General features: G+C 63.8%; 17 protein-coding genes. 10 read left to right on the forward strand and 7 right to left on the reverse strand.

Annotation, left to right across the window (positions count from 1 at the left end; translation table 11 throughout):
• The first annotated feature begins 27 nt into the window (after window positions 1–27).
• From SynA1524_RS02605 to SynA1524_RS02620, 4 genes are read left to right on the forward strand one after another with little or no spacing between them, the layout of a single operon-like run.
• On the forward strand, window positions 28–1,350 hold the full coding sequence (locus tag SynA1524_RS02605; RefSeq protein ID WP_186498821.1) for a SpoIID/LytB domain-containing protein: 1,323 nt from the start codon (window positions 28–30) through the stop codon (window positions 1,348–1,350).
• A 13-nt stretch (window positions 1,351–1,363) separates the two neighbouring features.
• The gene (locus SynA1524_RS02610; RefSeq protein WP_286188640.1) at window positions 1,364–2,146 is read left to right on the forward strand and encodes a glucosamine-6-phosphate deaminase; all 783 of its coding nucleotides are present in this window, start codon (window positions 1,364–1,366) and stop codon (window positions 2,144–2,146) included.
• 21 nt (window positions 2,147–2,167) lie between these two features.
• The gene (locus SynA1524_RS02615) at window positions 2,168–2,431 is read left to right on the forward strand and encodes a hypothetical protein (protein ID WP_186498822.1); all 264 of its coding nucleotides are present in this window, start codon (window positions 2,168–2,170) and stop codon (window positions 2,429–2,431) included.
• A gap of 46 nt (window positions 2,432–2,477) precedes the next feature.
• Complete coding sequence (locus tag SynA1524_RS02620; RefSeq protein WP_186498823.1) at window positions 2,478–2,645, forward strand: hypothetical protein; 168 nt, start codon at window positions 2,478–2,480, stop codon at window positions 2,643–2,645.
• A 5-nt stretch (window positions 2,646–2,650) separates the two neighbouring features.
• Here SynA1524_RS02620 and SynA1524_RS02625 read toward each other — a convergent pair whose 3' ends face one another.
• The 3 genes from SynA1524_RS02625 to truB form a co-directional block, all read right to left on the reverse strand.
• Window positions 2,651–2,824, reverse strand: coding sequence for a Nif11 family protein (locus SynA1524_RS02625; protein ID WP_186498824.1), 174 nt, complete (start codon window positions 2,822–2,824; stop codon window positions 2,651–2,653).
• 111 nt (window positions 2,825–2,935) lie between these two features.
• Complete coding sequence (locus SynA1524_RS02630; RefSeq protein WP_186498825.1) at window positions 2,936–3,688, reverse strand: YebC/PmpR family DNA-binding transcriptional regulator; 753 nt, start codon at window positions 3,686–3,688, stop codon at window positions 2,936–2,938.
• Window positions 3,689–3,726: 38 nt separating this feature from the next.
• Window positions 3,727–4,602 (reverse strand): tRNA pseudouridine(55) synthase TruB, encoded by an 876-nt coding sequence (truB, locus tag SynA1524_RS02635; RefSeq protein ID WP_186499463.1) that lies wholly within the window; start codon window positions 4,600–4,602, stop codon window positions 3,727–3,729.
• A 55-nt stretch (window positions 4,603–4,657) separates the two neighbouring features.
• Between truB and SynA1524_RS02640 the strand changes: the two genes are divergently transcribed.
• Genes SynA1524_RS02640 through SynA1524_RS12945 form a run of 3 tightly spaced genes read left to right on the forward strand, consistent with a single transcriptional unit; the run spans window position 4,658 to window position 5,843 of the window.
• Window positions 4,658–5,410, forward strand: coding sequence for a class I SAM-dependent methyltransferase (locus SynA1524_RS02640; RefSeq protein WP_186498826.1), 753 nt, complete (start codon window positions 4,658–4,660; stop codon window positions 5,408–5,410).
• A 2-nt stretch (window positions 5,411–5,412) separates the two neighbouring features.
• A complete protein-coding gene (locus SynA1524_RS12940; protein WP_286188641.1) occupies window positions 5,413–5,652 on the forward strand; it encodes a hypothetical protein in 240 nt (79 codons plus the stop codon).
• Window positions 5,619–5,843, forward strand: a complete 225-nt coding sequence (locus SynA1524_RS12945) for a DUF2127 domain-containing protein (protein ID WP_286188642.1) — start codon at window positions 5,619–5,621, stop codon at window positions 5,841–5,843. The genes SynA1524_RS12940 and SynA1524_RS12945 overlap by 34 nt, the downstream gene beginning before the upstream one ends.
• Here the strand turns inward: SynA1524_RS12945 and rpmA are convergent.
• Both rpmA and rplU read right to left on the reverse strand, forming a co-directional pair.
• On the reverse strand, window positions 5,833–6,093 hold the full coding sequence (rpmA, locus tag SynA1524_RS02650; protein WP_186498827.1) for a 50S ribosomal protein L27: 261 nt from the start codon (window positions 6,091–6,093) through the stop codon (window positions 5,833–5,835). The genes SynA1524_RS12945 and rpmA overlap by 11 nt on opposite strands.
• A gap of 44 nt (window positions 6,094–6,137) precedes the next feature.
• On the reverse strand, window positions 6,138–6,551 hold the full coding sequence (rplU, locus tag SynA1524_RS02655; RefSeq protein WP_186498828.1) for a 50S ribosomal protein L21: 414 nt from the start codon (window positions 6,549–6,551) through the stop codon (window positions 6,138–6,140).
• Window positions 6,552–6,681: 130 nt separating this feature from the next.
• On the opposite strand from rplU, the gene SynA1524_RS02660 reads away from it, so the two are divergent.
• The 3 genes from SynA1524_RS02660 (at window position 6,682) to kaiC (ending at window position 9,548) form a co-directional block, all read left to right on the forward strand.
• Entirely contained in the window at window positions 6,682–7,572 is an 891-nt protein-coding gene (locus tag SynA1524_RS02660; protein WP_186498829.1) for a circadian clock protein KaiA, read from the forward strand.
• Complete coding sequence (kaiB, locus tag SynA1524_RS02665; RefSeq protein WP_186498830.1) at window positions 7,569–7,943, forward strand: circadian clock protein KaiB; 375 nt, start codon at window positions 7,569–7,571, stop codon at window positions 7,941–7,943. Before SynA1524_RS02660 ends, kaiB begins: the two co-directional genes overlap by 4 nt.
• 66 nt (window positions 7,944–8,009) lie before the next feature.
• Window positions 8,010–9,548 carry a circadian clock protein KaiC gene (gene kaiC, locus SynA1524_RS02670; protein ID WP_186498831.1) on the forward strand — a complete coding sequence of 513 codons (1,539 nt, stop codon included), beginning with the start codon at window positions 8,010–8,012 and terminating at the stop codon, window positions 9,546–9,548.
• Here kaiC and SynA1524_RS02675 read toward each other — a convergent pair.
• Together SynA1524_RS02675 and purD are read right to left on the reverse strand one after the other, a co-directional pair.
• Complete coding sequence (locus tag SynA1524_RS02675; RefSeq protein ID WP_186498832.1) at window positions 9,545–11,587, reverse strand: ATP-binding protein; 2,043 nt, start codon at window positions 11,585–11,587, stop codon at window positions 9,545–9,547. The genes kaiC and SynA1524_RS02675 overlap by 4 nt on opposite strands.
• Window positions 11,584–12,891: a phosphoribosylamine--glycine ligase gene (gene purD / locus SynA1524_RS02680; protein ID WP_186498833.1), complete on the reverse strand. Its 1,308-nt coding sequence runs from the start codon at window positions 12,889–12,891 to the stop codon at window positions 11,584–11,586. The genes SynA1524_RS02675 and purD overlap by 4 nt, the downstream gene beginning before the upstream one ends.
• Between the last annotated feature and the right edge of the window lie 45 nt (window positions 12,892–12,936).

The raw sequence follows: 12,936 nt of genomic DNA on the forward strand, positions 1-12,936 counted from the left end.
TCACACTGGGTCGGGTTCTGGTGTTGTGTGCGTTTCGCTCCGATCGTCGCCCTGATGGGCTGTGCCGTCGTCAGCGCTGTCGCTCCGCCAGCTGCTGTTCCCCTCGGGCGAGAGCCGCAGATGCGCGTGCTGGTGCAGGAAGGTTCGCGCCTGGCCCTGCGAGCTGATGGCGAGCAGTTGTTTCAGGTGCGTGGTCTGCCGGGGGGGAGCCGATCGTTGCGGCGGCTGGTGCTGCGTTTGCGCGGCGGGGCGCTGGTGGCGGAGCTGGATGGCGAGCAGCAACGACTCCCGGCCAGCAGCCTGCTTCGGGTGAGTTCCAACGATCCCCGGGGCATCTGGCTGGGGCAGCGCCGTTACCGGGGCGAGTTGCGCCTCAGCGGCCGCGGCGGTCAGCTCAGGGCCGTCAACGCCCTCGGCATCGAGACGTACCTGATGAGTGTGGTGGGCAGTGAGATGCCCCATCAATGGCCGCTGGCTGCCCTCCAGGCCCAGGCTGTAGCCGCGCGCACCTATGCCCTGCAGCAACGCAGCCGCGGGGGGGGCTGGGATTTAAAAGCCACTGTTGCCAGCCAGGTGTACCTCGGGGTTGAGTCCGAAACCCCGAGCACACGCAAGGCGGTCGGCAGCACCCGCTCCCTGGTGCTGGTGCATGGGGGCAAGTTGATCAATGCTGTGTTTCACAGCAGTTCCGGTGGCGTCACGGAGGCCAGCGGCATGGTCTGGCGCAACCAGCTCCCTTACCTAGTAAGTGTGCCAGACCACGACCAGCACAGTCCGATGCATCGCTGGCAGGAGCGGTTCGATCTGGAGGGTCTCCGCCAACGGTTGCCGGAAACCGGTGGTGTGGATGCGGTCGATGTGCTGAGCCGCAGTGCCAGTGGACGGGTGCGGCAGGCGCGGCTGAAGGGGCCGCGGGGTTCGTTGCTGCTCAGCGGCGCGGATCTCCGGCGCCGTCTGGGTCTCAAGAGCACCTTGGTGAGCTTTGCGATGGTTCAGGCCACGGCACCCCCGGAACCGGCTGCGCCCCTCCAGGCGACGCCGGTCCGCGGTCGCTCCCGCCTGGCCCAGCTCACGGCAGCGGTGGCGAGTCCTCGCCCATCGCTGCTGGGGGGGCATGGCCGGCAGCGCCGGACAGTGGTGCCAGGGATGCAACTGCTGGTGACGGGCCAGGGCCATGGCCACGGCGTGGGGATGAGTCAGTGGGGGGCCAACGGCCTGGCCCGCCAGGGCGCTGATTTCCGCACGATCCTGGGCCATTACTACCGGGGGGCTGATGTGATGCCGTATCAACCCCATCACGATCCAGCGGTGGCGCAGGCCTGGCCATCGGCGCCAGCTTGGAGGAGTTGATTCAGCGCCGCTGTTGCCCTCCTTCTTCATCAATCCGGATCTGCCGCGCTCGGCTGTGGAACTGTGCTCAAGGCTGGTGGACCAGCTGGAGCAGGCTCTGCGCCTGAACCTGGAGGGTGCGGCGGCCCGTCGGCCTCTGGGGTTGGCCACCGGACGCACGATGGAGCCGCTGTATGCCGCGTTGGTGGAGCGCCTGCTGGGCTGGCCCCCAGGCGATCTCACAGCCCTGCGGCGGAGCTGGTGCAGCTTCAATCTGGATGAATACCTGGGGCTGCCAGCCGGTGATCCGCGCAGTTACCGGAGCTTCATGAACGCCCAGCTCGGACGCCCCCTGTCTCTTCCGGAGGGGGCCCTGGAGCTACCCGATGGACAAGCCGCAGATGCCGATGCTGCTGCCCTGGCGTTTCAAGCCGCGCTGAACGACTTGGGCGGCATCGGGGTTCAGCTGCTGGGGCTGGGCAGCAATGGCCATGTGGGTTTCAACGAACCCCCCTGCGGTCGGGAGCAGGCCTGCCGGGTGGTGGAGCTCTCGGATGCGACGCGACGCCAGAACGCTGGCCTGTTCGGTGGTGATCCCGAGGCGGTGCCCGTCCGGGCCATCACCCTGGGGCTCAAGGAGATCCTGGCGGCTGAGCAGATCCACCTGGTGGTCACCGGGCGTGAAAAAGCGCCGATCCTTGGCCGACTGCTGGCCATGGATCAGCCCGATCCGGCATTGCCGGCCAGCTGGTTGCTGGAGCACCCCCGGGTGAACCTCTGGGCCGATGCGGACGCCCTGTCCCTCTCCCTAGTTTGAACACCTGAAAGCGTCGCTTCGATGAGCATCGATCCCGTGGAACGCCGCTTCGAGCAGAGCTTTGAAGCGGAGCGCTGGACGCGCTTCATTCAGGACTGCCAAGACATTGAGCAGCTGCGGGAGGCGGCGCTGGGGTTGGTGCAGCAACTCGCGCAGCAGAAGGCCGCCAGTGCCTGGATGGCCAGCCGTGCCTCCGAATCCGAAAACGCCAAGCTGCAGATGCTGGCCCGGATGATCCGCCAGAAGGACGACGACAACACGACATCCCCCGATCGGGGGATGTGATCTTGCGGCGAAAACCGGACAGTGCAGACAACCGCTGACGCGCCTGATGCACCTGTCCACCTTCGCCCAGTACCTCGACGTTCTCGACCGGATCGAAACGCTGCTGCCCTGCCGCAATGAGCAACGCCTGAAGGCTGAGCTCAAGCGGATGAAACTGCAACTGCTGTCCCTGGAGCCGGAGGACCTGCGGGCTGTATGGCAGGAATTCCGCTGAAGCGGTCAGCCGTTGTCCTTCTGCCAGCGGCTGAGGCTGGCGGGGGAGAACTTATGGCCGTGGCGGGCAGCCACTTTCACCACACAGGAGTTGTCCTTGCCGCAGCGTTGCACCTCATCACGGATGTTGTCGTTGCTCTGCACACGGGACATGAACGTTTCCAGCTGCTTCATCGACATGGATCGAGTCTCCGGAAGGGATGTTTCCGGCCTAGCTGCTGGTGTTGTGTGCTCCCGAACACAACAGATTTGATCCGGATTTCCACACAGCGTGTTGCGGTTGCTTGCGCTCTATGAAGCTTGCAAGTCCAGATCTTGATCAAAGTTCAGGTTGGCGTTGACGCTGCGCACGTCGTCCAGTCCATCGAGGGCATCCAGCAACTTGAGGCACTGACGGGCGGTGTCGATCTCGCTGATCTCAACGCTGGTCAGGGCTGACCAGCTGTGACCCCACTCCCGCACGGTCCAGCCCTGCTGACGCAGACCGTCCTGCAGGGCCTCCAGGGTGGTGAAGGGTCCATGCACCGTTGCGGTGCCGTCCTCGAGCAGCTCGTAGCCGTCGGCGTCGAGGCCCAGCAGGCTTTCCAGCAACCGATCCTCATCGGCAGCCGTGGCCTGGATGCTCACCTCGCTGCGGTGCGTGAACAGGTAAGCGACGCAGCCACTTTCACCGAGGTTGCCGCCGTTCTTGCTGAAGGCCAGTCGCAGATCGGCCGCTGTGCGATTGCGGTTGTCCGTGAGGGCTTCCACTAGCACGGCCATGCCGGCAGGGCCATAGCCCTCGTAACGCACCTCCTCCAGCTGGCTGCCGTCGCCCCCCTGGCCGGAGCCTTTGGCGATGGCACGCTCGATGTTGCCCGCAGGAACCCCGGCGGCTTTGGCCTTGCTGATCGCTGTGCGCAGCTGAAAGTTTCCAGATGGGTCCGCCCCATCCCGTGCCGCCACCATGATCTCGCGGCCGAGGCGGGTGAAAACTGCACCCCGTTTGGCGTCAACGACGGCCTTGGTGCGTTTGATCTGTGACCATTTGCTGTGGCCGGCCATCGCTCCTGCGCACCCTGCACCGATGGTGACGTACGGACCTAGCCGCTGGCATCAAACACCACCTTGGGTTGCAGTTGATCGTCCTCCTGGCGCAGGCCGATGCCCGCCATGCTGCCGTCGGCGTTGCAGACCACCACAGCGCCGCCGGGGCCTGGCTCCAGGCTCAGTCGCCGCCCGCAGCGCCAGTCGGCCTCCTCGCTGTCGGTGAGCTGCCGGCGGGGCAGGTGCTCCAGGGCCAGCAGCGGTGACAGGGGGGGCGGTGGTGTGACGTCCGCCTCCGGCAGGGCCTGGGCCTGGGATTCCAGGAAGCCGAGGGCCTGGGTGCGGCGCAGCTGAGCCAGGCAGCCTCCGCAGCCCAGTTGCTCGCCGAGATCCCGTGCGAGGGAGCGGATGTAGGTACCGGCAGAGCAGTGCACTTCCAGGGTCAGCTGTCCCTGGTTGGGGTCCCAGTGCAACAACTGCAGGCGATGGATGGTCACCGGCCGCGGCGGCAGGTCCATCTGCTCCCCTCTCCGGGCGCGGGCGTGGGCCCGTTCGCCGTCCACATGAACGGCCGATACCTGGGGAGGGCGTTGCTGGATCGGGCCACGGAACGGGGCAAGGGCGACCTCCAGCTCCTCGGGCTGGAGATCGGGCCAGGGGGCCTGGCGCAGCAGCTCCCCCTCCAGGTCGTCGCTGCTGGTGACGCTGCCGAGCTGGATCACCCCCCGGTAGGTCTTGTCCCCGGGGAGGTATGGCAGCAACCTCGTGGCGGGGCCGAGGGCGATCGGCAGAACCCCCGTCACCGCAGGGTCCAGGGTGCCGCCATGGCCCACCCGTTTGAGGCCGTAGCAGCGCCGCAGACGGCTGACGCAGTTGTGGGAGGTGAGGCCGGCGGGTTTGTCGATCACCACGAAGCCGAAGGGACCGTCCAAGGGAGGGTGGTCGTCGTGACCCCAGACTGTTGCATCCCAACGGTCCATTGACTCCATGCCCCAGCTCCGCAGCAGCCGTGAGGTGGATGTGTCCTCGTTCATGGAGGACGGCCTGGCTGTGAAGCAGCACCTCAGCCGATATCTGGAGCTGTCGCTCGAGCAGGTGGAGCAGCGTTTGCCCAGCAGCACGGACGATCTGGCGGATCTGCACCCGGGTGCCTTCCGACCGGAGGACGCCACGACCTTCTACGAGGACACGGTGGGCACGGGCCATCTGCTGGAGCTGGCGGCCTGGCATCTCAGCAGTGCTGATTACATTGCCGACACCCTGCGGCTGCAGGGGATGACCGCCCGGGGCCAGGTGCTGGACTTTGGTGGCGGCATCGGCACCCACGCCCTCTCGGCGGCGGCACTACCCCAGGTGGATCACGTCTGGTTCGTCGATCTGAACCCTCACAACCAGACTTTTGTCGAGCAACGGGCGACCGCTCTGGGCTTGTCCGACAAGCTCTCGGTGCATCGGGATCTGGAGTCCACTGGTGCGGTGCGTTTCGACACGGTGGTTTGCCTTGATGTGCTGGAACATCTGCCCGACCCTTCCGCACAGCTGCTGGCGTTTCATCAGCGCATGGCGTCCGATGCCACGGCGTTGCTGAATTGGTATTTCTTCAAGGGCCACGACGGCGAATATCCCTTCCATTTCGATGATCCGCAGCTTGTGGATCAGTTCTTCAACACCCTCCAGGGACGCTTCCTTGAGGTGTTTCACCCGTTGTTGATCACAGCACGCCTGTATCGGCCGATCTGACGATGCAAGGTCTGCTGATCCGCCTGATCGTGATCAAGAAAGTAGTGGTCGCCTCGCTGCTGTTGGTGCTGAGCGTGGCGGCGGCTGTGGGCAGTCAGGACATGGCCGGCCTGGAGGTGTTGGCGGATGTGTGGGCTGACTCGGATCGTCGGTTGCTTGAAGGCCTGGCCCGTAGGGCGCTGGCGATGGGGCCCGATGCCCTGAGGGGTTGGCCGGCGTCGCAGCGGTTTATTCAGTGTTGATTTACCTGGCGGCTTGGGCCGCGTGGACGGATCGGCGCTGGGGGGATTGGTTGCTGGTGGCTTTGTTGGTGGTGCCTCTGCCGCTGGAGGTGATCGAGCTGATTCACAGCAAAAGCACCAGCGACCTGGTGGTGCTGGGGCTCACGTTGCTCGGATTGACGTTGGTGACGCGGCGGGCGCTCAGGCGGTGATGTTGATCCGTTTGCGGTTGCGCAGACCGCGGCGGATTGTTTCGAACTTCACCACGCCAGCGGTGAGGGCAAACAGGGTGTCGTCCTTGCCGATGCCCACATTGATACCGGGCAGAACCGAGGTGCCGCGCTGACGGATCAGAATTGAGCCGGCGGTGACGGTTTCGCCGCCATAGGCCTTAACGCCGAGGCGCTTGGCGTTGGAATCGCGACCGTTACGCGTGGAGCCTGTGCCTTTCTTATGTGCCATGGGGTGGAAAAGGGATGGAGGGCGGTGCGGGAGAACCGGGAGGGTCAGCTGATGGCCTTGCCGCCCACGGTGATGGATTCAACCATCACTCGGGTGAGTTCCTGTCTGTGGCCATTCTTGCGCCGCGTCTTCTTTTTCGGGCGCATTTTGTACACGATCACCTTGGTACCCCGGCGATGGGCCATCACCTTGAGGGCCACCGTGGCGTCTTTGACAAAGGGCTGTCCAAGGGTAGTTCCCTTGGAATCCTTCACCAGCAGAACGTTTTCGAGCTTGATGGTCTCGTCGACTTCAGCGTGAAGCCGATCAACGTCGTAATAACGGTTGGCCTGGACCCACATCTGTGTGCCGGAGGCTTCGACGATGGCGTATGCCTCAGAAGAAGGCGCTGCAGCAGGCGTTTTGGCGGTCGCTTCTTCCGCGTCGGTGGCGGGAGTGGCGGTTTTGGTGTCAGCCATGGAAAAGAGACACGGTCAGGCTCGGTCGAAACCGATTCAGCCTGAACCGCAATCGAAAGACAAACAAAGATCCTCAATCATCGAGGGCCCTGTCGTCAACATTCAGGAACATTGAATTGCTGACCGCCGGATGGCCAGGCCGGGCCTCACGATTGCCTTGCTGCTCACCACACCGAATCTGGTGGATGCCTGTCAGCAGTGGTTGCCGGACACGCGTTACCACTCCATCGTCCTAAGCGGACCTCATCAGGGGCAGGAGCAGCTGGATCTGGTCAGCACCCTCGAGGCTCAGCAGGAGGAGATCGACGCGGTGGTGGTGGAGCAGCATCTGCTGGATGCCAGCAGTCGCGAGCAGCTGCTCAGCCGAGGGCTGTTGTTCCCCGCCGTTGTGGTGGGTGAGATGAAGGGCCATGTGGACTACCACGCCGAGGAGCTGCATCTCGCCGACGATCAGCTGGCGCAGCTGGGCTACACAGTTGATGCCTCCATCTCACGCTTTCTGCGCCAGGGACGTGCCGATGGTCGATCGGACGACGATGGATTGGCGTCTGTCGACAAGTTGTCCCGCCGTTTGCAGGAACGGCTCGGGTACCTCGGGGTCTTCTACAAGCGGGATCCATCTCGCTTTCTCGGCAGCCTTCCCACCGAGGAACGGCGCGAGTTGCTGGAGTCGCTGCAGCGCACCTACCGCGATCTGCTGATCAGTTATTTCAGCGACCCTGCCGCGTCTAACCAGGCGCTGGAGAGTTTTGTCAACACCGCCTTTTTCAGTGATCTGCCGATCACCAGAACCGTCGACATCCACGTCGATCAGATCGATGAGTTCTGGAAGCAGCTGCGGCTTGAAGGGCACAAGAGCGAATTTCTTCAGGATTACCGCCTTGCGCTTCTCGATGTGATGGCCCATTTGTGTGAGATGTACCGGCGCTCCATCCCGCCGGACATTCCGCTTTCCGGTTTGGCCTCTGGTCGACACCGACGGGAGGCTGATCTGCCGGATGCCCCAGAGGTGTCGTCATGAGCCCACGCAAGACCTACATCCTCAAGCTCTACGTCGCCGGAAACACGCCGAATTCGATGCGTGCCCTCAAAACGCTGCGCAACATCCTTGAAACCGAGTTCCGCGGCGTTTACGCCCTGAAGGTGATTGACGTTCTCAAAAATCCCCAGCTTGCTGAGGAAGACAAGATCCTTGCTACTCCCACCCTTTCCAAGATCCTTCCGCCGCCGGTGCGCCGCATCATCGGTGATCTGTCGGATCGTGAGCGGGTGCTGATCGGCCTCGATCTGCTGTACGACGAATTGGCCGACAACGCCTTCAGTTCCGGCTACCTGGATGCTGTCGATGAGCAGAACGACACGTCGACGCCGGATTCGCCAACGGATTCTTAAGCCAGATGGTGATCACTCTCCTCTCCCAGACAGACCTTCCTACGGTCCATTCATAGGTGTAGCGCCATGCAGTTTCCCCCAGCCAGCGGCTCGACTCAGATGCAGGTGCAGAAGCTCCCCACCGGCATCGAGGGCTTTGATGATGTCTGTCAGGGCGGCTTGCCGATCGGTCGCAGCACCCTGATCAGCGGAACCTCCGGCACCGGTAAGACTGTGTTCTCCTTGCATTTCCTCCATAACGGCATCAAGCATTTCGATGAGCCGGGGATCTTCGTCACCTTTGAGGAATCACCGCTCGACATCCTGCGCAATGCCGCCAGCTTCGGTTGGAACCTGCAGGAGATGGTGGAGCAGGACAAGCTGTTCATCCTCGATGCGTCCCCTGATCCCGATGGTCAGGATGTGGCCGGTAGTTTTGATCTTTCCGGTCTGATCGAGCGGATCAACTACGCAATCCGCAAGTACAAGGCCAAGCGGGTTGCGATCGACTCGATCACGGCGGTGTTCCAGCAGTACGACGCGGTGTTCGTGGTGCGCCGGGAGATCTTCCGCCTCATCGCTCGGCTGAAGGAGATCGGCGTCACCACGGTGATGACGACGGAACGCATCGACGAGTACGGACCGATTGCCCGCTACGGCGTTGAGGAGTTCGTTTCCGACAACGTGGTGATCCTGCGCAACGTGTTGGAGGGTGAGCGCCGTCGCCGCACGGTGGAGATCCTTAAATTGCGGGGCACCACCCACATGAAGGGGGAATTCCCCTTCACCATGGGCACCCATGGCATCAGCATCTTCCCTCTGGGTGCAATGCGTTTGACCCAGCGCTCTTCGAACGTGCGGGTCAGTTCCGGTGTGCCGCGGCTGGACGGGATGTGCGGTGGTGGGTTCTTCAAGGATTCGATCATCCTGGCCACCGGTGCCACCGGTACCGGCAAGACCCTGCTGGTTTCGAAGTTCATCGAAGACGCCTGCCGCAACAAGGAGCGGGCAATTCTGTTTGCCTACGAAGAGTCCCGCGCTCAGCTGCTGCGCAACGGCACCAGCTGGGGCATCGACTTCGAGCAGATGGAGCAGGACGGTTTGCTCAAGATCATCTGCGCTTACCCCGAATCGACCGGGCTGGAGGATCATCTGCAGATCATCAAAACGGAGATCGGTCAGTTCAAGCCATCCCGGATGGCCATCGACTCCCTCTCGGCCTTGGCTCGGGGTGTCAGTCACAACGCCTTCCGGCAGTTCGTGATCGGCGTGACCGGTTACGCCAAACAGGAGGAGATCGCCGGCTTCTTCACGAACACCTCTGAGGAGTTCATGGGTAGCCACTCGATCACGGACTCCCACATCTCCACCATCACCGACACGATCCTGATGCTGCAGTACGTGGAGATTCGCGGTGAGATGGCCCGGGCGCTGAATGTGTTCAAGATGCGCGGCTCCTGGCACGACAAGGGCATCCGCGAATTTGTGATCACCAGCAACGGCCCGCAGATCAAGGATTCCTTCTCCAACTTCGAGCGGATCATCTCCGGCGTTCCCCATCGGGTTTCCACCGACGAACGCAGCGAGTTGTCCCGTATCGCCCGCGGCGTCTCCAGCGAGGACTAAGCCAACTGTTCAGCGGTGGAGCGACGTTCGGCCTGCAGCTTCAGTTCATCCACATCCGCCTGACCCAAGGGCAGATCAAACCAGAAGGTTGTTCCCACCTCCGGTTCACTGGCCATCGACACCCTGGTGCCATGTTTCTCGAGAATTCCACGCACAATTGACAGGCCCAGGCCGGTTCCCACTTCCGTATGGACGGCATTCTCCACACGGAAAAAGCGGTCGAAGATCCGCTCCTGGTCAGCGGCGCTGATGCCGCATCCGGTATCCGCGACTTCCACCCGCAGCCGCGGCAGCGGTGAACTGAGCGCACAGCTGGGCCCCGCCTGCTCATCTTTGGGAGATCCCATTGGGCAGGTGTCGGGCCAGGGATAAGCCCGCAGAGCAAGGGTTCCGCCGGAACGGCTGAACTTCAGGGCATTGCCCACGAGGTTGTCGAGCACCTGCAGCAGTAGATCCCAGTTGCCCAGCACTTCCGGCAGATCCTCCGGTGCATCCAGCTCCAGCTTCACCTGCTTGTCGTCGGCGTTGAGGCGGTAGGTGCGCAGGGTCTGCTCCATGGCGGGGAGAAGATTCATTGCTTCGAACTGAACGGCGCGACCGGACTCCAGGCGTGAGAGGTCGAGCACGTCGTTGACAAGACGGGTAAGGCGATCGGTTTCGTCGTTGGCGACGCCGAGAAATTCCTTATGCTCTTCGGGGCTGAGCTGATCACCGAGATCATGCAGCGTTTCGACGTAGCTCTTGATGTTGAACAGCGGTGTGCGCAGTTCATGGGAGACGTTGCTGATGAAACGACTCTGAGCTGCATTCAGTTCCACTTCCCTGGTGAGATCCTGCACGGTGACGGCTATGCCCTTGAGCGATTCGCCGCTGGCATCGCGCACGGCCTGCATCACGATGCGCAGGGTTCGGCTCGGTTCACCGACGCTGCAGCGCAGGTCCTCACTGTCAGCGCCGCTGATCAGCAGAAGATCGAGTGGGGCCTGGAGTTCGATCGCCAGCAGGTCCGGCAATTCAGCCACCAGCTCCTGCCCTTCAAGCTTGCGCCCTTCCCAGCGAAACAGACGCCGAGCGGTGGGGTTGACCAGCACGATCCGGCCCTGTTCATCGAGAAGAATGGCGCCGTCGGCCATGGTGGCGATCAGCGACTGCTGCTTCACCTGGGCTGCGGTCAACTCCTCAATGTTGGCTTCGTCGTAGGCCTCGAGCTGGGAGGCCATGGCGTTGAAGCCGGTCAGCAATTCCCCCAGCTCACCGCCAACGGGCAGGTCGATGCGGGCCTGGAAGTTGCCGAGGGAAATCGAACGAACGCCTCGCAGCAGTTCCTTCACCGGACGGGTGATGGTGAGAGCGTTGAACACAGCCCCCAGGATCACCAGCACCCAGATCGAGATGAACACTGCCACGGTCACCTCCCGGGTGAGAGCGGCACTGGCGAGAGCGGTTTCGTTGGGGTTCACCCCCAGACCGAGCACGCCGTAGTAACGCCCGTTGCGAATCAGGGGGACGAAAACGTCGGTTACCCGGCCCTGGGGGGTGAGGTGCTGCCGCACCAGGGGATTCTGCGGGCGGCGGCGCAGTTCGTCCGGCAGCTCCAGTCGCCGATTCAGGCGTAGATCACCGTCACCACCGGCGGAGGCCCCGCTGATCGGGATGCCGAGGTAGACAACGCCATCGGGATCGGCGAAGAAGATGTAGCGAACACTGCGGCTGGACCGCCAGAACTTTTCGGCCACGTTGGCCAGTTCGCGGTCCTGTTCCTGGGCCACCAGTTCGGTGACGTTGCCGGCCAGCAACAGGCCCAGGTCGCGGGCATAGCGGGTGTCGTTCATCACGGCATCGCGCTGGATGCCGTTCAGGGCCAGGAAGGTGATGCCGGTCATCACCAGGCTCACCACGAGGGTGGCGACGGCCAGCAGTTTGGTCTGCAGGCTGAATTCAGCCCACCACGCGACGATGCGACGCCAGATCCCGTCGGATCCAGGCTCTGGCCCACCGGGTTGCGGTAGGGCCCAGTCAGCGGTCGCGGGGGTTGTCATCCGCTGGAGCGCACCTGATGGCCGATATCGCGACGGTACGTGATTCCATCGAATTGCACCTGCTGGAGCCCGTTGTAGGCACCAGCGAAGGCCTGGTCAAAGTTGTCTCCCTGGGCGACAACCGCCAGCACACGCCCCCCGGAGGTGATCAGCTCACCGTCGGCACTGCGCCGGGTGCCGGCGTGGAACAGCTGGCGGTTGGTCTCGCTGCTGAAGCCCAGCTGGATGGCATCGCCCTTGCGGGGGGAGTCGGGGTAGCCGGAGGCTGCCGCCACCACACAGGCGCTGCAGAGTGCATCGATCGAGAGCGCTGGGGCCAGGTCGAGCCGTCCCAAGGCACAGGCCTGCAGCACCTGCGCCAGCTCCGGTCCCAGCAGGGGCATCAGGGTCTGGCATTCCGGATCCCCGAAGCGGCAATTGAATTCGATCACCTGGGGTCCGGCGTCGGTGAGCATCAGGCCGGCGTAGATGACGCCGCGGTAATCAATGCCGCGGGCCTTGAGCGCCTGCAGCGTTGGCTCCAGCACCAGACGGCGAACCTGCTCAAGGCCTTCGCCATCCAGCAGTGGTGCGGGGGCGTAGGCCCCCATGCCGCCGGTGTTAGGGCCCTGGTCTCCCTCCAGCAATCGCTTGTGGTCCTGGGCCGGTGGCAACAGCACCATCCGCTCCCCATCGCAGAGAGCGAACACCGACACCTCCGGGCCCTGCAGCCGCTCCTCCAGCACCAGATGGGAGCCGGCGCTGCCGAAGCGGCCGGCGAAGGCGTCCCGGATCGCCGCCTCCGCCTGCTCGATCGTGTCGGCGACGGTGACCCCCTTGCCCGCCGCCAGGCCATCGGCCTTCACCACCAGCGGCCGGCCCACCTCGGCCAGCACCGCCAGGGCATCGGCTTCGCTGGTCACCGCCCAATGGCCGGCGGTGGGCACCCCGGCCTCCTGCATCAGCTGCTTGGCCCAGGCCTTGCTGGCCTCCAGTTGCGCCCCCTCGGCCCCTGGACCGAACACGGCGATGCCGGCCTGCCGCAGGGCATCGGCCACCCCAGCAGCCAGAGGGGCTTCCGGACCCACCACGACCAAATCAACAGAATGCGTTTGGCAGTGGGCGATCAGGGCGGCACTGTCGGTCTCCGCGATGGAGAGGGCCTGCTGGTTACTGCCGGCATTGCCCGGGGTGATCCAGACCGTCTCAATGGCGTCATGGCGCTGCAGGGCCCAGCTCAGGGCGTGTTCGCGGCCGCCACCACCAACGACGAGCACCCGCTGCAGGTCGGGCAGGGCGTGGGGACGGGTGGACGAGATGGCCATGGGGGCAAACCGGAGCGGAGGGGCCTCGTAGATTCTCCGTTGTAA

The sequence above is a fragment of the Synechococcus sp. A15-24 genome, from assembly GCF_014280195.1.
In the GTDB taxonomy this organism is placed as follows: domain Bacteria; phylum Cyanobacteriota; class Cyanobacteriia; order PCC-6307; family Cyanobiaceae; genus Parasynechococcus.